19 protein-coding genes and 2 tRNA genes are annotated in these 23658 nt (G+C 44.6%); 9 read left to right on the top strand and 12 right to left on the bottom strand.

The features are described 5' to 3' along the window. Positions 1–330: 330 nt before the first annotated feature. The 3 genes from Q1Q15_RS22080 to Q1Q15_RS22070 form a co-directional block, all read right to left on the bottom strand. Positions 331–510, bottom strand: a complete 180-nt coding sequence (locus Q1Q15_RS22080; RefSeq protein ID WP_300464725.1) for a hypothetical protein — start codon at positions 508–510, stop codon at positions 331–333. Positions 511–769: 259 nt separating this feature from the next. Beyond that, positions 770–861, bottom strand: a tRNA-Ser gene (locus Q1Q15_RS22075). A gap of 12 nt (positions 862–873) precedes the next feature. Continuing rightward, positions 874–961, bottom strand: a tRNA-Ser gene (locus Q1Q15_RS22070). 190 nt (positions 962–1151) lie between these two features. Here Q1Q15_RS22070 and Q1Q15_RS22065 point away from each other — a divergent pair. Genes Q1Q15_RS22065 through Q1Q15_RS22050 form a run of 4 tightly spaced genes read left to right on the top strand, consistent with a single transcriptional unit; the run spans position 1152 to position 5047 of the window. After that, on the top strand, positions 1152–3683 hold the full coding sequence (locus Q1Q15_RS22065; RefSeq protein ID WP_300464723.1) for an ABC transporter ATP-binding protein/permease: 2532 nt from the start codon (positions 1152–1154) through the stop codon (positions 3681–3683). Then, a complete protein-coding gene (locus Q1Q15_RS22060) occupies positions 3658–4188 on the top strand; it encodes a Crp/Fnr family transcriptional regulator (protein WP_300464721.1) in 531 nt (176 codons plus the stop codon). The genes Q1Q15_RS22065 and Q1Q15_RS22060 overlap by 26 nt, the downstream gene beginning before the upstream one ends. A 13-nt stretch (positions 4189–4201) precedes the next feature. Further along, the gene (locus Q1Q15_RS22055) at positions 4202–4693 is read left to right on the top strand and encodes an ATP-binding protein (RefSeq protein WP_300464720.1); all 492 of its coding nucleotides are present in this window, start codon (positions 4202–4204) and stop codon (positions 4691–4693) included. Positions 4694–4714: 21 nt separating this feature from the next. Further along, the gene (locus tag Q1Q15_RS22050; protein ID WP_300464718.1) at positions 4715–5047 is read left to right on the top strand and encodes an STAS domain-containing protein; all 333 of its coding nucleotides are present in this window, start codon (positions 4715–4717) and stop codon (positions 5045–5047) included. A gap of 4 nt (positions 5048–5051) precedes the next feature. Here the strand turns inward: Q1Q15_RS22050 and Q1Q15_RS22045 are convergent, their stop codons facing one another. From Q1Q15_RS22045 to Q1Q15_RS22010, 8 genes are all read right to left on the bottom strand, one after another. Continuing rightward, the gene (locus Q1Q15_RS22045; RefSeq protein ID WP_300464717.1) at positions 5052–5432 is read right to left on the bottom strand and encodes a PqqD family peptide modification chaperone; all 381 of its coding nucleotides are present in this window, start codon (positions 5430–5432) and stop codon (positions 5052–5054) included. Further along, positions 5419–6309, bottom strand: a complete 891-nt coding sequence (locus tag Q1Q15_RS22040; protein ID WP_300464716.1) for a hypothetical protein — start codon at positions 6307–6309, stop codon at positions 5419–5421. The genes Q1Q15_RS22045 and Q1Q15_RS22040 overlap by 14 nt, the downstream gene beginning before the upstream one ends. A gap of 16 nt (positions 6310–6325) precedes the next feature. Continuing rightward, positions 6326–6931, bottom strand: coding sequence for a hypothetical protein (locus Q1Q15_RS22035; protein ID WP_300464714.1), 606 nt, complete (start codon positions 6929–6931; stop codon positions 6326–6328). A 73-nt stretch (positions 6932–7004) separates the two neighbouring features. Beyond that, on the bottom strand, positions 7005–8966 hold the full coding sequence (locus Q1Q15_RS22030) for a peptide transporter (protein WP_300464712.1): 1962 nt from the start codon (positions 8964–8966) through the stop codon (positions 7005–7007). A 35-nt stretch (positions 8967–9001) separates the two neighbouring features. Further along, on the bottom strand, positions 9002–10993 hold the full coding sequence (locus Q1Q15_RS22025; protein ID WP_300464710.1) for a DUF6785 family protein: 1992 nt from the start codon (positions 10991–10993) through the stop codon (positions 9002–9004). Then, positions 10986–15860 carry an FtsX-like permease family protein gene (locus Q1Q15_RS22020; RefSeq protein WP_300464708.1) on the bottom strand — a complete coding sequence of 1625 codons (4875 nt, stop codon included), beginning with the start codon at positions 15858–15860 and terminating at the stop codon, positions 10986–10988. The genes Q1Q15_RS22025 and Q1Q15_RS22020 overlap by 8 nt, the downstream gene beginning before the upstream one ends. Continuing rightward, positions 15851–16591 carry an ABC transporter ATP-binding protein gene (locus Q1Q15_RS22015; protein ID WP_300464707.1) on the bottom strand — a complete coding sequence of 247 codons (741 nt, stop codon included), beginning with the start codon at positions 16589–16591 and terminating at the stop codon, positions 15851–15853. Before Q1Q15_RS22015 ends, Q1Q15_RS22020 begins: the two co-directional genes overlap by 10 nt. A gap of 12 nt (positions 16592–16603) precedes the next feature. After that, positions 16604–17287 (bottom strand): FtsX-like permease family protein, encoded by a 684-nt coding sequence (locus tag Q1Q15_RS22010; RefSeq protein ID WP_300464705.1) that lies wholly within the window; start codon positions 17285–17287, stop codon positions 16604–16606. A 383-nt stretch (positions 17288–17670) separates the two neighbouring features. On the opposite strand from Q1Q15_RS22010, the gene Q1Q15_RS22005 reads away from it, so the two are divergent. Then, positions 17671–18168 (top strand): class I SAM-dependent methyltransferase, encoded by a 498-nt coding sequence (locus Q1Q15_RS22005; protein ID WP_300464703.1) that lies wholly within the window; start codon positions 17671–17673, stop codon positions 18166–18168. 54 nt (positions 18169–18222) lie between these two features. Here Q1Q15_RS22005 and Q1Q15_RS22000 read toward each other — a convergent pair whose 3' ends face one another. After that, positions 18223–18876, bottom strand: coding sequence for a PA14 domain-containing protein (locus Q1Q15_RS22000; RefSeq protein WP_300464700.1), 654 nt, complete (start codon positions 18874–18876; stop codon positions 18223–18225). Positions 18877–19127: 251 nt separating this feature from the next. Here Q1Q15_RS22000 and Q1Q15_RS21995 point away from each other — a divergent pair, with 251 nt between their 5' ends. From Q1Q15_RS21995 to Q1Q15_RS21980, 4 genes are all read left to right on the top strand, one after another. After that, entirely contained in the window at positions 19128–20102 is a 975-nt protein-coding gene (locus Q1Q15_RS21995) for a radical SAM protein (RefSeq protein WP_300464698.1), read from the top strand. A gap of 104 nt (positions 20103–20206) precedes the next feature. Then, a complete protein-coding gene (locus tag Q1Q15_RS21990; RefSeq protein WP_300464697.1) occupies positions 20207–21169 on the top strand; it encodes a GSCFA domain-containing protein in 963 nt (320 codons plus the stop codon). Positions 21170–21175: 6 nt separating this feature from the next. Continuing rightward, on the top strand, positions 21176–22432 hold the full coding sequence (locus tag Q1Q15_RS21985; RefSeq protein WP_300464696.1) for a glycosyltransferase: 1257 nt from the start codon (positions 21176–21178) through the stop codon (positions 22430–22432). Continuing rightward, positions 22380–23648, top strand: a complete 1269-nt coding sequence (locus Q1Q15_RS21980; protein ID WP_300464694.1) for a glycosyltransferase — start codon at positions 22380–22382, stop codon at positions 23646–23648. Before Q1Q15_RS21985 ends, Q1Q15_RS21980 begins: the two co-directional genes overlap by 53 nt. The last annotated feature ends 10 nt before the right edge of the window (positions 23649–23658 follow it).

The following is a 23658-nucleotide window of genomic DNA, read 5'->3' as shown; positions in this document are numbered from 1 at the left end:
GGCAGCTCAAAACGGCTGAACATTTCATCCGCACCGTACTGCCGGTAACTTCCGGCACGGTGGCCACCATTCTTGACACCTGCGGTGCGGCCGTCGAGATCTCGGATGCGTCTTTTGGTGGAAAGTAAACGGGTGTGAAACCCACTATCGCTAAAGTCCGAAAGTTGAGTGTATTATTTAAAAAGGACTGGCAGGTTAAAAAACCTGCCAGTCCTTTTTCCATCCGGTGAATTTTGTTGAACGTCATAACACCATTGTCATCTTCTTCGGAGCTGTCTTATCTCTTTGAGACGGGCGATGCTTTAAAGGATGTCCAACTCTCTCTATTAATCAAGCTGCCTTTTCCCTGGGTGTAGTCAGTATATTGTTGAGGGTCTGTCCGCTAATACCAAATCTCCTGGCTACCTCTGTTTTGCTTATCCCTTGATTTACCTGATAGATCATTTGCTGAACCTGAAAACTGACCAATTGTTTGCTGCCAAGTTGCTTATATGTATACTGTGGTGACATTATTATCTCCTATTGTCATATTTATGTGCCACTGGACCTTAAAGATCATTTGAGAGAATGTGTCAATATATAAAATTTAAAAATGTTAAACTATTTCCTCTCCTTGAACAGAATTTATGCTTAAGGCGCATTTTCTTTGACATTGTTGTAAAAGAAGGGGGGGGGGATGGTCAAAATAATTTTGACACCATTTTTGACCCTACCAGAACAAAAAAAGGAATTAAAAGCCAAGGCTTAAAATTCCTAATATCGTTGTGTGTGGCGGAGAAATAGAGATTCGAACTCTAGATGGGTAACAACACCCATACTCGCTTAGCAGGCGAGCGCCTTCAGCCACTCGGCCATTTCTCCGTTCGTTTTAAATGGCGGAGGAGGTAGGATTCGAACCCACGAAGCTTTGACACTTAACGGTTTTCAAGACCGCCGCCTTCAGCCGCTCGGCCACTCCTCCGAATTGAATCCAGATTTTATATCACCTTGTATGAAGCAGGTCAAGAGTAAACTTGCCCGGCCCCAGGTATTTTAACCCAACGGCAGGAACGCAGGGGCTGCTAATTTAAGTCTGGTTAAAATGGGGTAAAAATGCTACAGAAGATCATTCCGTCATATAATCAGGAGACGAAAGGTTTCAGCAGAACAAAATGGCTTTGAAAACAAAAACAGACGACATAAACAACCCCATCGTTAAAAAAAGCCTGATATCGTGGGTTTTTGATGGGAATCTAAAACTTCAGATAGTGCTGGTGATCATTATTGTGGTTACAGTGGCCATACGGGTGGTCCCCCTTGAAATGCAGAAACGGATTATCAATGAAGCGATAAATTTGCGGAAACTGGATCTTCTGGTTATTTATTGTGGGATTTACCTTGCCTCTGTTATTTTGGCATCGGTATTTAAACTGATGATTAATATTATTCAGAACAAGATCAGTGAAATAGCGACAGCTGGCATGAGAAAGCAGTTGTATCATCATATATTGAATATGCCGTTGAGCTTTTTCAGGAATACCCAGCCCGGCACGGTGGTCAATGCATTGGTTAATGAATTGACCATTCCAGGCAATTTTGTGGGCATGGCCATAGCCGTCCCGTTAACCAATATTGTGACCCTTTTAGCCTTTGCCGGATACCTGATTCTGCTGAATCCCCTTTTGGGGATTGTATCGTTTTCCATATATCCTCTCATGCTGTATATCATTCCGCTGCTGCAAAAACGGGTCAACCAGGCCAATAAAAAAAGAGTCAAAGTCTCCCGGATCGTGTCATCCAAAATTGTCGAGTCCGTTTCCGGTATCCATGAAGTCCAGGCCAATGGTGCGTTTGAAATTGAAAATACCAAGTATGACATCATCATCAATAAGCTGATGAAAATTAGAATAAAATGGGCCCTCTATAAATTCGTCATTAAGGTTGTCAGTAATTTTTTCATTAGTATGGGTCCTTTCTTGATTTTTATTATCGGTGGGTATCTGGCGATTAATGGACAGTTGGGATTGGGTGCCCTGGTGGCCTTCCTGTCTGCCCAGGAGAAATTGTATGATCCATGGAAGGAACTCATTGAATTCTATCAGGTGTACCAGGATGGATCCATCAATTATTATAAAACCATGAATTATTTTGATGTTGAAATTGAGAATGAATTGAGACCTAAAGGCAGGGAACCCTATGAACTGGATGTTTCCATTAAAGTTGAAAATATGAGCCTGGAAACCCAAGAGGGGATAAAGTTACTGGATGATGTCAGCCTTAGCATCCTCCCGGGTGAACATGTTGCCCTGGTGGGGTTTTCAGGGAGCGGAAAAAGCTCACTGGCACTTTGTCTGGCCCAGCTTTACAAATACACGTCCGGTCATGCCACCATTGGAAATATGGAAATTTCCGAACTCACCAAAGCAGATATCACACGAAATATCGGCCTGGTATCCCAATCTCCATTTATATTTGACGGCACCATCAAGGAAAATCTCCTGTATTCCTATGTAGCACTCCATGGTGAACAATGTGTACTTGAAGGGGTTTGCAAACCTGAACTGGATGGACTGGTTCACGTGCTTCAACAGTCTGGGTTGTTTGTGGATGTCTTACGGTTTGGATTAAATACTATTGTTGAAGGCACTGCAGAGGAGTTTATCCCTGTCATCATTAGAATGAGGGAAAATTTTCAGAAAGAGTTTGGAGATTCCGTAGAAGAGTGGGTTGAATTTTTTGATGAAAAAAAATTCCTTGCTTATGATACCATTGCCGACAACATTATTTTTGGTGCACCGGTCTCAGAGGCGTTTAAAAATAATAACCTGGTTGAAAATCAATTTTTCTTGAATTTTTTGAATGATGCCGATCTCACCCGGCCGCTGTTGACCCTTGGAAAAGAAATTGCCGATCAGACAGTGGATATTTTGAAAAATGTTGCTCATGATAAATTATTTTTTGAGCAAAGCCCTATTCGACTGGAAGAGTTTGAAAGGGTTGAGGAACTCGTTCGACAGATAAAAAACAAAAATCTTCATCAGATCAATCAGCAGCAGACCCTGGAGCTTCTGGAACTGGCATTGCGGTTTTCACCCGGAAAGCATCGGATTGCAACTGTTCCTGAGTTTATGATCCGCCTGATCCTTGAGGGAAGATACCTGTTTCGGGAAAGGATTAATCAAAAAGATCCCACTGCCATCGCATTTTTTAAGAATGATCAATATATTCATTCCCAAACCATTTTTAATAACATTTTGTTTGGGATCGTTAAGACAACGAATCCTGGTGCCCAGGAAAAAATCAATCAATTCATTGTTGCCCTTTTAATTGGGGAGGATTTTCTTGAACGAATGATTGAGATCGGTATGGACTTCAAGGTGGGTACCCAGGGGAATAACCTTTCCGGTGGACAGTGCCAGAAGCTTGCCATTGCCAGAACTTTTTTGAAATCACCCCCCATTATGATCCTGGATGAGGCAACCTCGGCCCTTGATAACAATTCTCAAAAAAGAATTCAGAATGTGCTTTCCCGGCAATGGAAAGGAAAGAGCACTTTGATAGCGGTGGTACATCGGCTTGATATTGTAAAGGAATATGACAAGGTGGTTTTCTTGAAGGCCGGCAAAATTGTGGAAACGGGCACCTATGAGGATCTAATGAAAAAAAAGGGGTATTTTTATGAACTCGCTTATGAACACAAGTGATTCAGGGGACAAAAGTGAATTTGTTGCCAATCTGAATGTTTTCAGGCAAATTGAATTTTTTTCCGGGTTTCCCATGGAGGTCATGAAGCTTTTTGCATTTCTTTGCCAACGGCAGTCTTATAAATCAGGAGAGGTTATTTTTCATCAGGGCGATGACGATCAGTGTTCCTACTATATTTTATCAGGAAAGGCAAAATTGATGCTTGCAACAAAAGAAAAAGAATATGCCATCCGGGAATATGCTGCTGAAAATTATTTTGGTGCACTGTCTCTAATGGTTCCCATGGTAAAACAGTTCTCTCTTATTGCCACCCAGGATACGACCTGTATGGTCATGACCCGTAAAGCCTTTTCAAAAGTTGTTGATCAGTTTCCCGAGATACCGTTAATCATTATACGATCCATTGCACAAAAGGTTTTACAGGCTGAAAGAAAATGTATTCTTGAATTTGGATCAAAAGAAACAGAAGACCTGAAAGATCTTTTAGGTATCAGCCTGTTATAAAAGACAATTGTGATTGACAAATCAATTGAGTATTATTACGATTGGAACCATGGGAAAAGTTAAGTTATCCATAAAATTGAAAAATCAGTTGGCTGATCTGGAGAAGATCAAAAAGGCTGTTTCAACAATGGCCACGGCCATCCATTGTACCCAGCGAAAATTCCAGGAAATCGATCTGATTCTTGAAGAATTGTTTACAAACGTGGTGTGCCATGGATTTAGTGACAATAAAGAGCATGATATCGCTATCTCATTGTCCTGTGATGATACGGAATTGATGATTCGCATGGAAGATGATGGGAAACCCTTTGACCTTACGGCGGCACCCGCGCCGGATACCCGATGCGCCATTGAAAAACGATGTGTGGGAGGGCTGGGCATTCACTTTGTAAAACATTTTATTGATGAGTGTAAATATTATCGTAAAAAAGGTAAAAATATTGTGGTATTAAGAAAACAGATCACAAATGATAGACAAATTAACAGTGATTCAGAATCTAAATAAAGAATATAAGGGATATTATTCATGGAAATTATCCAGGAAAATACTAAAGGGGTAGAAATCTTCAGTGTTAAGGGCAGTCTTGATTCCAATACCTCAACAGAATTTGAGACGCGTATCTATGCAGCGCTTGAAAGCGGTCAACGAAAACTGATTCTAAATCTGGAAGATCTGGAGTATATTTCCAGTGCCGGAATAAGGGTGATGCTGAAAACAACAAAAGATCTCAAACGCATGGAAGGAACGGTTGTCCTTTGCGCCTTGCAGGATTATGTCAAAGAGGTATTTGATATTGCAGGGTTTGATGGATATCTGAATATTGAAAAAAGTCTTGAAGAGGCCATGGTAAAAATTTAACCCCTTAAGGTTCTTTTATTCCAATCACTCCTTTTTCACCCAGCGACCGCAAAAAAAGTGTAACAGATATTTCAGCTTCTTTGTAATTCAGTGTATGAAGGACTGCAAATTCTTTGATAAGTGTTTTAACATTTTTTTTCCCATCCAGAAGCAGCCAGACATCAATCCCCAGGCGATCCAGCTGGATTTTTCGTAAAAAGGTTGCTTGGGGATTTCTACGGATTATTTTTTGGATGTTCATAAAAAAAGGTTTATACAATGCCGGGTAGGAAAGGATCAGGTCTCCTGAATCCAGATAGGTTTCTTCAACCAGTGAATTTTTTTCAGGGATGCACAGCAGGGCATCTTTCTTGTCCAGATCGGGTTTTTTTTTAAAGATCGCCAATCATTGACCCTTTGATTAAATCGTGTTCAAATCTCAAGGGCGAATCCACCATGACACCCAAGATTCTATTTTTTTTTTGATCATGGCATATCCTGAAAACCGTGAACAATGAATATCTGCTTAAAAATGGCAGTATCTGGGCATTTTTAAATCGCGCCGGCCGGTAAGACCATTCAAGGTAATTTCCACGGATGCAAACGCCTGTGTTTGCAAGCCCCTTAAGTTGTGGCAGACGCTGGGAGGCAAATTCAGATAGACTTGTTCGGGTGAGTAAAAATGAAGCAGGGCCCCAGCTGAAAATCGTTTGGATGGTCTTTTTATGTTTCACATTGATGATATAGCAACCCGGTTTAAAACTGTATTCTAACAGCTCAAAGGACCGGGGGGTTGAGAATTTCAGGTCAAACACCTGCCAATGGGTCTGGTCCGATGGGGGATGGTCTGTAAAAGACATTAAAATCAAAGCCGGCAACGAAGGAGGGTCGATCCGGGAATCGGAAAAAAACCGGATCATGGTAAGCCTTTTACAAAGGGAACAGAAGATCAGCACACCGTTTCCTGTTGAAGACGTGCTTGTCCAGGAAAAAAAGAAAAACTCAAAATTTTTTTCCGGATGTGAAAAAGAACGGGGTGTGGGCAGCTCATGGATTTTAATCGTGAGCCTTTTCTGTGACTGGGAAATAAACCGCTTTAAATAGGTTTCAAGTGTAAAACGACTGGGTGAATCCGTCCATTTGATTTCTACTTTGGGTGATCCATCTTCTCCGATGAGCAGGTGGGTGGTATCAAGACTGTCAATTTCCCAGGTGAGCGGTACGTTTAAAGCAATGCCATTCCAGGCAATGGTTTTGGGAAGGGGGTCATTTTCTTTTAGCATTTTAAATTATGGCAACTTAATAGGGAATAAAAAATTTCCACAACTCTCTCTGGGGTGTCTTGGGTTGGGAGGGACTGGGTTTTTCAGGAAACCGGGTCATAAAGCAGGTCCTCTCACGGTCAAGCTGGCTGGTTAAGGTCAGCTTGACGGCATTTCCTATTTTTTCATCTTCAACCATTATATTATGCTGTAAGATGAGGCTGATTCGTTCATTTTGATCATTTGTGAAGGACCATTTCCAGGCGATGACTGTCTGGAAGGGATCCCCTTTATATTCACTGGGCGGTCCCAGCTGGGTTTTGTATTTTTTTAACAGGGTATTAAAAAATTTTTTGGTGGGATCGTTGAACTTTAATTTGATTCTTAATATTTTGTTGGGTTTATCGCACAACCCATAGGCAATCAGTCCTGATTTGAACCCGTGTTGTGAAATGATCTCCCCTTCTTTCAGGTATTGATTAAACGGCACATCCCGGCAGGTTTCCATATTAATAAGATGTTGGTAGTGCTTTATATCTTCTCCCAGGGTAAAACCGCCCAAATGAAGTGGGAAGGTTGCTTGCGCAGGCGTGTGTAAAAACAACAAAATAGCAAAACATAAAATAATCGTTCTTTTTCCCATTGTCCGCCCCCTTTTGACAATTCAAATGATGTGAGTGGCTATCGAGATTCCATTCTATCACAGGTCGGTTTTTTTAAAAAGCGGTACTTGAAAGAGATTTTAATATCAGGGTAAATCCCATGGCAAACATACCGGTCAGCCCCATGCCGCAAGAGAATCCGGCCAGAAGAACGGGGGCATACTGTCGCCATTGCTTTCCATATCGTTTTAAAAAAAAGAATCTGCCCAGGAGCGCCCCGAGCACCTCAAGAATGAGACCATGGGGCGTACTTTGCCCAAGTCCCCTGACAATACCGTAAATCAGGAGAATGGGCAGCCCAAAAAGGGTAAGAATGCCATAGGTCAACAATCCAAAGCCGATACCGGAGACAACGGTGGTACCGTTAAGTGCCTGGTAGAACAGAGAATTTCCTTCCAGGGTGGAAGACTGCATGAGCAGCGTATTCAATGCCTGCAAATGCCACATTTCCTGGGCATAGGGATAACTGGCCGAAGGAATCGGAGCCAGGTGCCAGATAAACTGGGAAAACAACAAGCTGGCGATCATCACAACCGGGAACACGATAAATTCTGCTTTAATAATCCCTCTGAAGCTGGTGCCGGTCAGCTCAATCTCCCTGAAGTTCACTGTGGCCTGGCCATAATTATGGATGGGGATCGGTGCATACCATATTTCGATTCCCTGATACCCAAAATACTTTGCACCAGCGATGAAACTGGCTTCCCTTACCAGGGGCAGGCTGACAAACTGACCGGCAATACCTTCCATTCTTGCGGTGATATAGGAAATCACAGGGGTATACACAAATCCGTAAATCAAGAAGAAAATCCAGGGAAAGGTGGGGACCAGAACGGTACACAAAATGATATAGGCGATGGTTGAGAAGACATATATGGCAATGGCAATTTTAAAATCAAAATCCCCTCTGCCGGGTGGGGGGTGTAACAGATCCTTTAAGCTGCCCCTGTTTTTCTGGTTGGGTCCCCAGAAAGACTTGCCCACCTGCCAAAGGCCGATGAGGCCGATGGAAAGCCCTAAGCCGATACCAAAACTCATGTAAAAATCAAAGTTATTGGCAAAAACCGTTTCAACGGTTCCCATGCCCTGGTGCCAGCTGGTCAGAATACCATGGTGATATAATACAGGATTGACCACGACGGTAATCAAAAGTCCGATCAGTCCACCAATGACGGCCCAGAATGGGAGAACCATCCCCAGAAAGATCAAGGTCAGATCCAGCTGAATGCCGGTTGCAACTGCCGGGAGAATGCTTTCCGTATGCCGTGTCAGCTCAATCCAGGGCATGGGAATCAGTCGGATGGGTTCGGTGAAGATCAGACCTGATAGGGCCGGTAACAGGATATAAATACTGCCGAAGGCAAGACCGATAACCCCTCCGATGGAGAAAACCCGCCATTTCCATGAGGTCACTTTTTCTTCTTTTGACTCTGCCAGGGCAATGGTTCCCAGGGCCCCGACAGGTGCCATGGGAAACGGCAGTTTTTCCACATCAGAGGTGATGCGGTATAAGGCATATCCCAACCCGAATTGATCTATTCTTTGAATAATCTGTGATCCCACCAGTAAAAGAATGGGAATCAGCCAGTCAGGGTGTAAAAACGTTCTCTCCAGAAGGGCAATTGATTCCGGTTGAGGGGCAATCCAGGACGGGATAAGCTCGGTGAGTCCCAGCATTTTGGCGGCATCGGATTGAACTAGATACTGGTTCCACAAGAGCCCCTGAAAAGGCGATGACATGGCAGCCCCGGCCATATAATACAGAAGGAAGATTTCCTGTTGTTTTAAATCAGAATAGGCCCGTTTGGCAATTTCAGCAAAAAGGATAATGGTCACCCATCTGGCAGCAGGACCGATCCCGGTGCCGATAACCAGTTGAAGGTACATGCTTCCAGGCATCATGAGAAATCCAATAAAAATGGCACCCACAATGGTTTTCCAGTTAAACCCCTCTTCAAAATGGTCGGGTGGTTTTAAAAGATCCCGGTATTCTTGCAGTTCTTTGTCATCATACATGTAATATAACCCTGGCAATCCTTGAGTTTAAATCATTATGTGGGCAGCACCTGATAACCATATGGTGTAAAGAAACCGATAATGGCCCATGTTCCGCCCATCAAGAAATCTCCCATAATCAATCCCACAAAAAAATACCGCATTTTTCCAAATAAAATGATGCCGCCGTATCGCATGCACAGCGCGTTAAATACCCATCCGATGAAAAAACTCAGCCATAGAATCTTCATTGCGGAACTATAGACCATCAGATATCCGATGGGGTGAAGGGGCCACCAGTAAAATCGATAATAACCCATGGCCAGAATCCCCATAACGACCGCACCCATGAGGGCAAAATACTTGATGGAATCTCCCTGCTGGATCGGATTCTGTATCAACGGGAGAAGGTTGTTGTATACGGATACGGTAGTTCGGGTTGCCCAGTCGAGTTGGAGCTCCCGTATGCCATATTTGTAGCACAGCAGTATCATGGCCACGGCAGAGACAAACAGACAGCAGGTCATCACCAGAAAAACAGCACCGGCAATGGCGCCTTGTCCTTTGATCCGCCGGGTAATCCTGAGGGTATGAAGGAGGGAGGGGGCCACGGACTCCCGTAGGTCCACAAACAGGATTTTTTGACTGATACTGCCGACAATCAGGGCGAGGCTGGAAAATATTTTAAGTCCGAAAATCGTGTTGATGGCATCCAGGGGCGCAACGGTTAAGGTAAAGTAGGTGACACCGCCCTGGCAGATCACCCGGACAGCGACCATGGTAAACAGGATAAAAAAAACGATTAACAAAACGCTTTGCACTAAGGGCACCCCGTGGAATGAAAACCATGCGGCAAGGGCGATAAATCCGATGAGGCTCCCCCAGACAGCAATTTTATCTCCAATAAAACCGGGGCTGGTACCAGGGCTTCCAAAGTGAGTGGCGTTCGCTAAAAGCGTCTTGAAATGGAATCTGGCAATCCATATTAAAAACAGCGCGAAAACGATGAATGCCCCTATCATTTGAGTCTCTTCAGGGTTTGACAACGTCGGTCCAAAAGTGGTGCCAAGTTCTGATGCCGGGAAGCTTAGTCCGGCGACAGAAAGGACACCAGTGAAAAATGCACCCAATATGAAAAAAAACCAGAAGGAAAAGGAGACCTGCTTTGATGCCAGAAAGGCAAATCCAATGAATGCCGGGTAAAAGTAAAGCTTGAGTTTAATGAATCCGGTTAAAATTCCCTGGGCAGGAAAATACGGGCCGGCTAATACCAGGGTGTTGATATGGGGAAAAGAGGGAAAATAAAAATTTAGGCCGTTTAACAGGTGCAGGCAAAACGGGATACTGATTCCCACTAAAAGGTATTTGTTACCAAAAAATGAAGACAATTTTTTTTCATCCAGTGCTTCCTGCATCATTCTCGGTACAATCAGAAGGGGGAAATTCATCCGTTCGTTTTCCATGGCCTGGCGGGTAATGATATGAATTAAGCAAAGAATCAGAAAATAACACAGAACCATAAAAATTCCCCAGGAAAAAAAAGGAATTGCCCAGGCAGCCCAGGGAATGTTTAAGGCCAGTTCCATCCATCCCATGTCCTGGCCACCGTCTATGCCATTATACAGCATGTCTATGGCAGCAGTGCCATGGGGAAACAAATTGCCGGGTAACAGCGGTTGGAGAATCTCCTGCCAGCGGTTTTCAATGGTTGCAAAATAAAAGGGGGCGGTGAGGTTGATGAAAAATGTCCTTGCAAAGCCCGTGTAGGCAATGCCTGAGACAAGCAGCATCAGTCCCCAGGTAAACATCAGTTCCGTGCCCGTGAGAAGGGTCTTTATCTTTAGAAATTTTCTGGATAGCGCAGTGATAATGGTCAGCCAGAATAAAAGATAAAACGGTGCCAGGGGAAAGTAGCCGCCGCCCAGGGGGGTCGCATTATGATACACATTATTAAAAGGGGTTAACGCACAGATGAGGACGGCAAAAACAAATCCCAAGATAAAGGCTCTGGGGCGTATGGTAACACCTTTTTTTCTTTGTTCAGGCAATGGGGGCTTCCTCTCCGTTGATAAGGGATTCCATCAAACGTTTATGGGATTCTTTCTCAACGCTATCCATTGATCGCCAGATTAATAGTTTTTTCCTGATGAGATTGACAAATCGTTTGTTCACCCGCCACCAGGTATTGTGTTCACCGGATTTTCTGACAATGGTCATGCCGATCTCCATGTAGTCTTTAAAGTGAGGGGATACGTTAACATTAAAGCTGACATGCTGCATGACTCCCAGGTCAAACGGCGCAAGCCAGGCGGTAAAATTAAGTTGAAAATCAGTGCCGGTCACTTGCCTGGGATCTGTCATCGTGGCTTGTTTGTTTTTTGGTGCCGTTTTTACCTGGAGCCTGCCCACAGAGAAAATCCCGTGGGAAACCGCACGATGGGCATCAAATAGATCATAAAGATATCCGCAAATACTTAATTTTTCATGGGTTTTAATTAAAAATGGCAAATCAATATCAAGGGTATCCCCCTGGGCCTTTGCCAGTTCCCAGGATTTTTCAACATCCGGGATGGCAATGGCAGCGGCCACTTTTGACGGGTAAATGGAAGACAAAAGAACCACCAGTATGACCATGGCCATGGCGAATACACCCCCCAGGGAAGAATAGTTAACCGTGATGCCACTGAGAAGGGCCGTACCGGCAAACACTTTTACCACCACCTGGGCAAGAAGATACCCCAGTACCACGCTTAATACGGCATAGGAAAGCGCTTCAGCAATAAAAATAATGGATACGTGGGAAGGGGCCATTCCAATGGAGGTATAAATTCCGATTTCCCGTTTTCGTTCCTGGACACTGCTGATCATGGTGTTCAGGACAATAAAAATTGAAATTAAAATAGGGATTAAAATATTGGGTAGTCCGCTGTAATTCAGACTATCACTGGCACTGTAGAGATAAACGCCTTTTTTTTCACCGGAAAAAAGCCATAACCCGAATCGATCCACCATTTGAAAGTTTAAGGCATTGTCCGAGGGCTGTTGTCGATGTTTCAATGCGACACTTTTCAGGTTTCCGCCCAGGGATATTAGTGTATCATAGGGAATGATAACGGTCTGGTCAAACGGGATATGTTTATATCTGCTTTGAAAGGCCTTGATCTCATCTCCGGATTCCATGGCCTCCATTTCAGATTCCGTGGTTTTTTGAAAGATTTCATCCGGGAAAATAGCAGGGGTTATGGGTTCTCCATCCAGATCTTTGAACTGATCAAAAGCAGCACCTGAAAACGTACCGATGACCTTAAAGGGAATGGACCAGAGCTGGATATAGGATGCTTTTATATCCAGATCCGGAAGATTAAGGTAATGTGCCATTCTTTCCGGAATAAGAATGGTATAGCGATCATCGGGTGAAAACCAGCGTCCCTTTGTAATCAGGTCTGAAAGTCCGCTTATTTCCGGTTCCTGGGGGGATAACCCCATCAGGCCATTGGCTTCAAAGGTGACATTTTCAGATCGGATGGGAATCTTTGTGGACTGGGTTCTGTCGGCGGTCTCCAGCCATACCCGGGGAGCGGCCATCATTTGTGAGGCCATGGTGTTTTCAATCACCTTAAAGGCACTTTGGGGAAGGCTTTTCCAGTTGATCTGTTTGACCAGAAGACCCTGATAAGGCGCTTTATCGTTGTACAATAGTTTGGAATGCTGACGGATGTTTTTAACAGACGTGAAACTCATGATGGTGAAAGTTAAAATAATTAAGGTGGTGCAGGTCAATACCGTCCGGGTTCTTCTGCGGCGAAGGTTGTTTATTCCCATGAAAAATGAGGCGGAAAACGCTTTTAAAAAACTGATTTCCCCTTCGCTGCTCTTTTTTTCCTGCCGCTGCAATCGTTTCATTTCATTTTCAAACCGGTGGAAAATAATCCAGGTCACCATGGCGGACAGCCCGATAATAAAAAAGGCCAAAATGACGACAATGGGACTGTAGGCCAGCTCAAATGCCGGATGGACATTGTAGATGATGGTGATTAACAGCACTAGAATACAAAGAAAGCCGGCAATTCGTTTATAGATATTAATAAAAGCAAAAAGAAATCGTTCCAGGCAAAAAGCAAACGGTGCAAACAAAACAATGTAAAACAAGACACCGTAAAGCACATCTTTTTGAATGGATTCCACATGGTCATAGACTCTTCCTGCCAGGGCCAGGGCAGTGCCGGAGGAATTGAAAAATTTATCGTATGTCAGGGTGGCAAAATAACCCTGGGCATCTTTCAACGCCTGATTTCCCTGGAGTTGCAGATCCCGGATTTTTTGATTGTTGATGCCTTTTTCTTCGAGATTATTGATCCTCGGGTTTAACAATGCCCACATGTCCCGGGCGGCCAAATACTGGGTTGGGGAAATGACAGGGGTTTCATCTATTCGATATCCATTCCCGCCCGGATGCTGCTCGTCTGAATGGGTCAGTATAAATTTTTTTGTGAGAAGCGTGTCAGACAAGGTCAGTTTCAGCCGGGTACCCGGTTGCAGATACAGGGAGCTGATAATCGATGACCTTGTGTCAATTCGGCTGTACCAGTGCCGCACCGGTGTTGCATTTGTCCGGGCATCCAGCACCTGTAATTTGGTCATATATTGAAAGGTTCTGGGCTCCAACAGATTTAAAATGGTGGTCTGGCTGCAGGGAAACATCACTAGATCGGTTTCCATGTTTTTTTTGACGACCTTGACCCGGTATCTTTCTTTGGTGGTCTTTCTCTTGTCAACAGCCCATATGGTCTTTCCGTTTACAGGATCAAACTTGTACCCCTCAAGTATGACCTTATGAAGGGTTCGTTTTTTTGTGGAAACCCCTTTGATGAGAAATTCCCCTGACGCATCCACCATACTGTGAAAGATTCCCGGGCCCTGAAAGGAAAGGATCACACTCTCCGGGGCGGGGGCATCTGCAAACACGGCCCCATATCTGAGGAAATTAGCCCTTCCCTTGACGGTTGCAAATTCGTTGCGGGGAAGCCTTGTCTGGGATAAATCCGGTGTTGCAGCAACCATTGCAATCAGATGTGAAACAAATTGACTTTGTTTTGCTGCAGTGGTCATATTAACCGTTTCCAATGTGTCATTCGGGGTGCTCCAGAAGCGTCGTGAATCATTGGTTGTCACAAGGCTGAACCCCAAATAGCCGGCCAGTTGGCTTATTTCTCCGCCCAGGGCAGGGGTATCCTGCAGATAACTCTGCCAGGGTCGTTGAAGGGAGGGTCGTAAGGTATCCTTAAAAATGTTTCCTGTGTCCAGCGAGTGGGCTGTTTTTTTAGCACTATCCATGAGAACTTCATCTATTTTGACATAGGGGGCAAAATTATTGCCAGCATCTTTTAAGTCATACAACCATCCCCCGTTAAAGGCACCGATGCCATTGCCATGACTTGAAAGGTGAAGGGAGAGGATCATCTGAACTGTTTTTGATTGGACGAGTTTATTGAGGGTAATGGCTGCGGTTGTGTGTGTTATCTGTAAGGTTGTATCTGTTATTGTTTTCTTCAGTTTTTCCAGGGCAAGCTGAATCAATTCATTGAACAGGAGGGTTTCGCCTGGAGTCAGATGGATGAAATCATTTTTGCTTTCAAGGCGTTTTAATACCATCCGCTTACCGGCCAGTTGTTTGATCAGGACCTCGTTGGGGTTTTCTTCAAGGCGAAGCTGCATGAGCTGGTAGCTTTGAGTGTCAATTTTCGTTTTGATGATATCGACAATGTTTTTTTTAATCAGCCTCAGCTGATCCATGTTCATTTCCTGGCGGGCATCAAATTTTTTTAATAGGTCGATACTTTGTTCAGATTCAGTAAGGGTCTGTTGATAATGCGACAGCATTTTTTTAAATTGCCTGGATTTTGTGTTGAGGCTCCAGATCATCTCCCGCATGCCGGCCAGACTGTTGCCATATCCTGATGTGGCAACCAGAAGGAAAGACCGTTTCGGCGGATTGATTTTTAGAAACCCTGCAAGGTCTAGTAAGGATGCAATGGAACAGGATTGATCCGCTCCCGGGGATTTTCCCGGAATAAATCCGGAGGTGTCGTAAAAGCTTTCGACAATAATCAATTCATCCTTTAATTTTGGATCATTTCCCGGAACCATACAAAAAATATTTTCAGTGGTGATGTTGGCCCATTTAAGGTCTGACATAAGGGTCACCCCCCCTTTGGCACCCATTGATCCACCGGTCCTGAAACCGGGGAAAAGCATTTCAGCGTTTTCTTCAGAAAGGATAAAACGGGGGAAATTCACCGGGGACAACTCTTGCTTGTCTTCAAAAAGGAATTTATCAGGTACTTTTCCATACAGGTAAATAATGGCTCGGGCGCCAAGGGAAAGGGCATTGACCCAGTTACCGCCTGAATCAAGATCCATTAGAACAATGGCGTTTTTTATTTTTTTATCATTAAACGCGTTCAACTCCCCCTTGCCGGTATATACCACATGCCCGGTGATACCCGGATCCGCTATGGTATGAGGGGAAACGGCATTGGATAAAAAAGGGTCAAGGTCAATGGATTTTCCGCTGTGTGTCAGCGTGATACGGGTTTGTGTTTTTAACCGGACCGGCATGGAAAACGGTTGTGATCCGATGATGTCATATCCCAGGCGGTTGAATTCGGATTTTATATCATCGGCTGTTTGAACCGCGCCTTTGCTGCCGGTTCTTCTGTCCCCCATAATGGAAAACTGTTGGATCCATTGGGAAAACTGTTGCTGGTGAAGGATATCAGTGGTTGTTTGTGCCGACAGGGTGGGGTCAGGTGACAAAAGAAACAAAAAGAAAAGAAAAACAGATAAACCGGTCAAGGGCATCGTTTCTATTAACCATATCCGGATCAATTGTTTCAATGATAGTGTCACTCCCATTTTTCTCCGATTTGTCCCAGTGAAATGGAAAGCTCATCTCTGTTTTCTATTTTTTCAATCCTGCCGTCACTGATCCAGATGACCCGGTCTGAAACATTGAGCATCTTTAGGTCATGGGTGGCAGAAATAATGGTCACCCCTTTTTCCCGGCTTAACATCTTTAACAGCTTGATGATTTCATCCCCGGTGGTGAGATCCAGGTTGCCGGTGGGTTCATCCGCCAGGATGATGGCCGGATCATTGGCAAGGGCCCGGGCAACCGCCACCCGCTGCTGTTGACCGCCGGAGAGTTCAAAGGGCTTATGCTGGAATCGTTTTTTCAGGCCCACTATGTCCAGAAGATCCATTCCCTTTTCCCGGGCTTCATCATCGGAAACACCAGCAAAAATCATGGGCAGTGTAACATTTTCAAGGGCGGTCATCACCTGGATGATATTAAAGGTCTGAAAAATATAGCCGATTTTTCTACAGCGCAGCCAGGCCAGTTCATATGCATCCAGTTGGGAGATGTCAATTTCATCAATGAAGACGGAGCCGGATGTGGGCTTGTCCAGGCCGCCAATCATATTGAAAAGCGTTGTTTTTCCGGATCCCGACGGTCCCATGATGGAGATATATTCACCGGTTTTTATTTCAAGATCAACGCCTTTTAACACGTGGACAATGGTTTTGCTCAGTTTAAAGTCCTTGATCACCTTGGAGATCCGAACAATATTGGTTGCGGTTGTCATAGATACTCCCAATCAGTCCCTTCCTCTCATTGCTTCAACGGGCCGCATCCTTGCTGCCAGCAGTGCCGGGTACAGCACACCCACGATACTCAAAAAACACCCCAGAAAAACCGAAGCAGCAATGGAGATCACAATATCATTTAAATTAACGAACACAAATGCCATGGTACCGAATTTTATCAGGGAGCCGGTCATTGAAATGACAGCGCCGGCCAATGCCCCGATGGCTGAACCGATGAGTCCCTGCAATGTGGCCTCGATTAAAAACAGTCTTAATATAAATCTATCCAGGGCGCCCAGGCATTTCATGGTACCGATCTCCCTGAATCTGTCTGACACAGCCATTAACTGAGTATTGACAATTCCCACAACACAAACCAGTAAAGATAAAAACAGGATCCATCTTTCTTTGGGGGTTGTCGTGTAGGCTTCCCCTTCATCGGGAAGTTCATATCCCTGATGGGAGAGCGTTTGTATGGCAATTTTGTCTCCGGAAAAAAAAATACCCGTGATAATATGGGAATTGGTTTTGATATAACTGTAAAAAGAGATCGCCAATATCAAGCTCATCGTGGTGATCAAGGTCCGAAAGATTCTGGATCGAATACTTTTGATGGCAATTTCAATGGATTTTACAAACGGCAGAACAACCTGTTTTTCCGGAAGGGTTGATTTTGATTTGTTTTTTTGCACCATTTATTCCCAGGATGAATGTTTCAATATCTGTTTGACGCAATACCCATTGGCCTATGACAAACCGCGCAGTTTGAGCCGTCCGTAAGAAGCCTTTGGCAGGGCCTTCCATCGCTGAAATGCGACCGGATCAGTCAAAGTTGAAATAAATGATGAAGGATGATTCCCATTTATCCCCATACCATTATTGATATTGAAAATTGGCTGGAAAGTCAAGAAATACGGCAATTTTAGTTTACCTTCCCTTCGCCGGTCATCTGGGGGGCCTGGAAACAAAAGAGATTGAAATTAAATGCAAAAAGACATAGGGTGTCGAATCAGATGGTTGGACTGCCACAATCATTTATGAGAACAACTAACATATGAAAATGTCGAGTTCCTGAATTATGAGTAAATTAGAAAGCTTTATCCGGCGCATGACAGCCCAGCGGGACTGCTTAAATCATACCGTTGAATTGATAAAAGATCTTCCCGGTATTGTTTTTGAGCTCGGGCTGGGAAATGGGAGATCCTACAACCACTTGTGTCAGATTCTGCCTGAACGGGAGATTTATGTGTTTGATCGAAGAATCGCATCTTTTCCTTCCTGTACACCGCCAGAAGACCATCTGTTTATAGGAGAAGTCACCCATACGCTGTTAAAAGCAGCTAAAGTGTTTGGGAAAAAAGTGGCCATGGTTCATGTTGACCTTGGTACTAGTGATACGGTTAGCAGTAAACAAATGATGAGCAAGATCTGTCCCCTGCTTGAACCTTTGGTGTTGCCTGGGGCAGTTATTGTTAGTGATACCGAATTTCATGGGCCGGTATGGGAAAAAATTCCCGGGCCCATGGGGATTAAAAAAGACCGGTATTTTCTTTATCAGACATCATCTGGTCTTTAGGTGTGCCTGCCCCCATCTGTTTGTTTCCCCTTGGGATATGTAAAGCGCAATGTCCTAAAATGGTTTCGGCATGTGCCAATAGGCCGCTTCCGGAATGATGGTGAAGTCCTTTTTACCGGGCGGTTTCCAATAAAATTCCAGGGTAGCGGTGCCTTTGCGCTGAAAATAACGTAATTTAACTGTGTACCACCCGGATCTTTCAGCTTGAAATCCCATGGGTTGAGAAAACCGGTCAGAGTGCCATCCGGGGTCGGAAACCACCAGAATATTCTCAATGGTCACCTCAATCCCGTCGTTGGACTGGGCCATGAATTGCCATTCACCCGCCCGGGAAAGGTGAATAAATCCCCTCATCAGAACACCGACCCCGGAGTTGCGGCCACTGTCAAAGACATTCCCCTTGCCGAAGCGGTGGTCGATTTTGGAGATCGGCTTTCCGGGTTTCCACTTTTTTTTCAGGAAGGCTTCTGGTTTGGGCATCAGGTCTACATGACGCCAGAATCCCTCCATATAGTAAACTGAAAGGCCCCGCTGCAGGGAATCAGGCGTGTCTTTTGTGGGGCTTACCGCTGTTCCCAAAGCGGGTACCGTTGTCTGGGAGGATTTCGGGAAACATGCCGGTAATAGAAAACCAACCAGGGTGCCCAAGCCGATTGCCCATATCAGCATGTGTCGGGTATGGGATTTTTTACTTTGTTGTGCCGTCATGATTCCCTCCCATAAAAAAATGAGCCTTAAAAAAAATCCTATTCACCTCTTTATCTATTATGTCAGGAACGTGTTTTTTGTCAAATAATGAAAAAATAAATCGGGAACCTAATTGTATGGGGCGCAAATAAAACAAGCCTGACCCGGTTTAGTTATAGCCATAATGAATTGCTGAATGGACGACCCTATGATTGACATTATGGGAAGATTTGGGTAGAAGAGCAGAATACCTTAACCTGGCAGGAAACTTTATGCTTACCCTGAAACATATCAAAGCGTTAAATATTGAGATTTCGTCCAAATGCATTGCAAGCTGCCCGTTCTGCAGCCGGAATCAGAAAGTCCGGCCCTATGGGAATTATATGATCACGTTTTCAGATTTTAAAAAATTGCCCCAGTCGTTGATCAAACAATTAAAATGGGTCAGTTTTGCCGGAAATTTTGGAGATTTGTCCACCAACAGGGACATGGTCATCATTGCAGATTACCTGAAGCGACTGAACAAAACGGTTGCTTTGGGGGGGGATACCAATGGAGCGGTCCAGGATGAACACTGGTGGGGAGAGTTGGGCACCCATTTTCAAGACGGGTGCATGGAATTTTCAGTGGACGGTCTTGCCGACACCCATGCCATCCATCGGATCGGAACGGATTACCTGAAGATTGTTAAAAATATTGAGGCATTTACCCGGGCCGGTGGTGTGGCACACTGGAAATTTATTGTATTTGCACACAATGAGCACCAGATAGAACAAGCCGAGCAAACAGCACGGGACATTGGCTGTAAACGATTTTTTGTTATTCCTTCCAGGGATTATGACGACCAGTTTAAAAAACCTGAAAAAATAGGGTTCCAGATAAAAAGAGACATTTTCCATTCCTATGATGAAAAAGTGTCATCTTCAAGGGCCGTTGTCACTTGCAAACCCTTTGCCAACGGTTCACTTTATCTTGCAGCGGACGGAACGGTTCATCCCTGCTGTTTTGCCCATTGCATGTATATCACAGCGCACAATGCGGCATTTGATTTTCTTCCGCCATTGGCAGAAAAATATTATGACAGAATCAATTTTAAAACAACACCCCTGGCGGACATTCTAATGGGGCCCTATTTTGATGAGATTTTAAAGGAATCAAAAACAAATGCCTATTGCCGGATGAAATGCAACCAGTTTCGGAAAACAATCAAACGAGAGCTGGTTCTGAGGGATCGGTATTTTGATTAAAAAGCGGGTAAACTCCAAGGGGATGGATGATTTGTCCGGTCATTTTCTTGACTTGATCCATAAGGTTGGCTAAAAGTATGCGTCAGATATATTTAGGATAAATTATGGCAAGTTCTGAAATGCACCCCTTACATCAATTCAAACCCTGGCAGGTCTGGCCAGGGTCCTATGACAACACATTTATACCCAATCAATACCCCCATGACAGTAATACCGGCCTTTTAATTGATCCCTCCACTCCCATCGCATCCATGGGCTCCTGCTTTGCCCGGGAGATCAGAAAGGTTCTGATCCGGCAGGGGTATCATTATATTACAGAAGAAACCCATCACCCGGCATCGGTCCATGCCAGTGCTGCCTGGGAAAGGGTCTACAATACCTTTTCCTTGCGGCAGATTTTTGAATATACATTTGAATCCTTTACCCCCAGAACAAGGTGGTGGATATCTCCCCGAACAAAACAGGTCCAGGACCCTTACCGCCGTATCATTCTTTATGATTCAATTGAAGCCGCTGAAAAAGATTTTCAAATCCATATCCTTTGCTCCCGAAAAGCCATCATGAAAGCCCGGGTGCTGATATTAACCCTCGGGCTGACTGAAATATGGGAGGATACGTCGGATCAAAGCGTAATCTGCCTCCCGTCAGGACCGTATTTTAATGAGGGTGGCGGTGGGGATGAGTATGCCTTCAGGGTCAGCCGGTATCAGGAAAATTTAGATAATCTGGAGAAAATTTATACCCTGCTTAAAAAATATAACAAAGACTGCAAGCTTGTTATAACGGTTTCACCAGTGCATCTGTGGGCCACTTTCCGCAAGGATATGGATGTGATTTCTGCCAACTGCAACTCCAAATCAACCCTGAGAGCCGTTACCGATGAATTCGTGTGTCGGCACGAGGATGTCTTTTACTTTCCCGCTTATGAAATGGCCACCAGTTTTAACATGATGATGAACCAAAGCTGCTTTGAATATGGAAAAGAAAATTTTCATATTAACCGAGAAACCGTTGAACTCATTATGAGGCATTTTTTCGAGTTCTATTCAAAAGGAGAAACCCGTTAACTTATCATGGATAAATATTCAACGTTTAATATTCTGATGTATTCCCATGACACTTATGGTCTGGGGCACATCAGAAGAACCATGGCCATTGCCGAACAGCTGAGCAAGGCAGACACCAATATTCTGATATTGACCGGATCACCCATTGCCGGCCGCCTGACTTTTCCCAAATATGTGGATCATGTCCGGATTCCCGGGATGATAAAAAAAGCAAATGATGAGTATTTCCCGCTGACCATTCGAATTGATCCCCTCCAGGCAATGGACATCCGGCAAAGCATCATCATGGCAACGGTGAAAACGTTTTTACCGGACCTGTTTATTGTGGATAAGGAACCCCAGGGACTGAAAAAAGAAGTGCTGCCGGCGCTGGAATGGATAAAACAGAATTTAAAAGATACCAAAACCATCCTTGGATTAAGGGATATCATGGATGATGCAGATACCGTTAAATCCGACTGGCATAAAAAAAATATCTATGCCACCATAGAGGACCTGTACAGTGAGGTCTGGGTGTATGGACAGAAAAATATTTACGATCCCATACAGGAGTATGCGATACCCGAATCCATTGAACAAAAGGTGCACTTCACCGGCTATATCCCCCGAAAGGTTCCCCAGGAAGGTGTTGCAGAAGCGTTAAGGCTGCAATTGAATGTCATGAAAAATGAAAACCTTGTCACGGTTACCACCGGCGGCGGCGGCGACGGATTCCATGTGCTGGATCTGTATTTAAAAATGCTGGAAAGGATGAAAGACCAATCCATACTACCGCCCTTTCAGACCGTTCTTGTTACAGGGCCTTTTTTATCCAGAAATGATAAAGGTCAGATACTGGAACGATCCAATGAGCTGGGACTTCAGGCCCATGACTTTTTCCCCGATATGGAAACCCTGATTGCCGCATCCGATATTGTTGTGTGTATGGGCGGCTACAACACCCTGTGTGAGGTGGTTTCATCAAAAACCATGTCTTTGGTGATCCCCAGGGAAACCCCCAGAAAAGAGCAGTATCTCCGGGCCCAGGCCTTTCATCGGGAACATCTGATTGAGTTTATCCCCTGGAGTCAGCTCAATGCGTCTAATTTAGAAGAAAAAATACTTTATATGCTGGAAAACAAAGACACTTTTGCCACTGCCCTGGCCCAGTTTGAGATGACCGGAATTGAAACGATTTGTGAACGAATATCTAATTTTTGGAACGGTAAAAATGGAAAAACATGTACCCCCGACACTGGGTTTGATTTTAAAAGGTTATCCTAGAATATCAGAAACCTTTATTTCAAATGAGATATTGTTGCTGGAATCAATGGGATTTAACATCGCTATTATATCCATGCGTCACCCCAGAGAGGCTTTTACCCATGCCAGCATCCGTAAGATCAACGCCAGTGTGGACTATCTGCCCAGTACCATACTGAATCATCTGTTGCCCCTGGTGTATCATAATCTGATGCTGGCGGTTAAACAACCAAAGCTCTATTTTAAGGCCCTTAAAAAGGCAGCTGTCCGGTGGATGCGGACCCGGAAGTCTGCCACACTTAAACATCTGCTCCAGGCGGGTTACCTGGTCCATAAGTGCCTGCCCGGAAAAAATATCGTTCATTTCCAGGCACATTTTGCCCATTCGCCCACATCGGTTGCCATGTTTTCAAGCCTGTTGAGTGGTATTCCGTTTAGTTTTTTTGCCCATGCAAAAGATATCTATACCTCTGATCCCCGGCAGCTTAAAGAAAAGATAGACATGGCACGGTTTGTTGTGACCTGTACGCGATACAACCAGACACATCTGTCCCGGCTGGCCGGTAACACCACCACGCCAATTTCCTGTGTGTATCACGGGATAAACCTGGATTATTTTACGCCAAAGGTCAACCATACCTCGTGTGTTCCTCCCTATAAACTGCTGACCGTTGCCAGGCTGACCGAGAAAAAGGGGCTTGAAACAGTTTACCGGGCATTGGCCATTCTCCGGGACCGGGGGATACGGTTTATGCATACCCTTATCGGAGAAGGGGATGATACCGATAAAGTGCTCAAACTGATTCAAACCCTGGGTCTGGAAAGCATGACGGTTCTCTGCGGCACCTTGACCCATGAAGAGGTTATTCATTATTATGCCGCTTCGGATCTGTTCGTGCTGGGGTGTCAGATTGCCGGTAACGGTGACAGGGATGGGATTCCCAATGTCATGGCCGAGAGTATGGCCATGAACTTGCCGGTGGTGGCCACCCAGGTATCCGGGATACCGGAGTTTCTTGAAGACCGTGTCTCCGGGATGATGGTACAGCAAAAGGATCCGCTGGCCCTGGCCGATGCCATGGAAACGCTCTTAACGGATGACACATTGAGAAAACGAGTGACACTGGAAGCAAAAACAAGAATTACACGGTCGTTTAACAACCAGATACTGATCAAGGATCTGGCCGGGATTTATCGCGATAATATACCGGATCTGGCCATGGGGCAGCATCAATAACCGGCACTGG

Source organism: Desulfobacula sp. (assembly GCF_030145145.1).
Classification (GTDB): Bacteria; Desulfobacterota; Desulfobacteria; order Desulfobacterales; family Desulfobacteraceae; genus Desulfobacula.
The sequence above is the reverse complement of the archived record's forward strand: the minus strand, read 5'-3'. Positions and strand labels throughout refer to the sequence as shown.

Excerpts from the sequence above, each read along its gene's own strand:
- Q1Q15_RS22080 (WP_300464725.1), bottom strand. The coding sequence starts at position 510 with ATGTCACCACAGTATACATATAAGCAACTTGGCAGCAAACAATTGGTC.
- Q1Q15_RS22065 (WP_300464723.1), top strand. The coding sequence starts at position 1,152 with ATGGCTTTGAAAACAAAAACAGACGACATAAACAACCCCATCGTTAAA.
- Q1Q15_RS22060 (WP_300464721.1), top strand. The coding sequence starts at position 3,658 with ATGAACTCGCTTATGAACACAAGTGATTCAGGGGACAAAAGTGAATTT.
- Q1Q15_RS22050 (WP_300464718.1), top strand. The coding sequence starts at position 4,715 with ATGGAAATTATCCAGGAAAATACTAAAGGGGTAGAAATCTTCAGTGTT.
- Q1Q15_RS22040 (WP_300464716.1), bottom strand. The coding sequence starts at position 6,309 with ATGCTAAAAGAAAATGACCCCCTTCCCAAAACCATTGCCTGGAATGGC.
- Q1Q15_RS22035 (WP_300464714.1), bottom strand. The coding sequence starts at position 6,931 with ATGGGAAAAAGAACGATTATTTTATGTTTTGCTATTTTGTTGTTTTTA.
- Q1Q15_RS22030 (WP_300464712.1), bottom strand. The coding sequence starts at position 8,966 with ATGTATGATGACAAAGAACTGCAAGAATACCGGGATCTTTTAAAACCA.
- Q1Q15_RS22020 (WP_300464708.1), bottom strand. The coding sequence starts at position 15,860 with ATGGGAGTGACACTATCATTGAAACAATTGATCCGGATATGGTTAATA.
- Q1Q15_RS22015 (WP_300464707.1), bottom strand. The coding sequence starts at position 16,591 with ATGACAACCGCAACCAATATTGTTCGGATCTCCAAGGTGATCAAGGAC.
- Q1Q15_RS22010 (WP_300464705.1), bottom strand. The coding sequence starts at position 17,287 with ATGGTGCAAAAAAACAAATCAAAATCAACCCTTCCGGAAAAACAGGTT.
- Q1Q15_RS22005 (WP_300464703.1), top strand. The coding sequence starts at position 17,671 with ATGAGTAAATTAGAAAGCTTTATCCGGCGCATGACAGCCCAGCGGGAC.
- Q1Q15_RS22000 (WP_300464700.1), bottom strand. The coding sequence starts at position 18,876 with ATGACGGCACAACAAAGTAAAAAATCCCATACCCGACACATGCTGATA.
- Q1Q15_RS21995 (WP_300464698.1), top strand. The coding sequence starts at position 19,128 with ATGCTTACCCTGAAACATATCAAAGCGTTAAATATTGAGATTTCGTCC.
- Q1Q15_RS21990 (WP_300464697.1), top strand. The coding sequence starts at position 20,207 with ATGGCAAGTTCTGAAATGCACCCCTTACATCAATTCAAACCCTGGCAG.
- Q1Q15_RS21985 (WP_300464696.1), top strand. The coding sequence starts at position 21,176 with ATGGATAAATATTCAACGTTTAATATTCTGATGTATTCCCATGACACT.
- Q1Q15_RS21980 (WP_300464694.1), top strand. The coding sequence starts at position 22,380 with ATGGAAAAACATGTACCCCCGACACTGGGTTTGATTTTAAAAGGTTAT.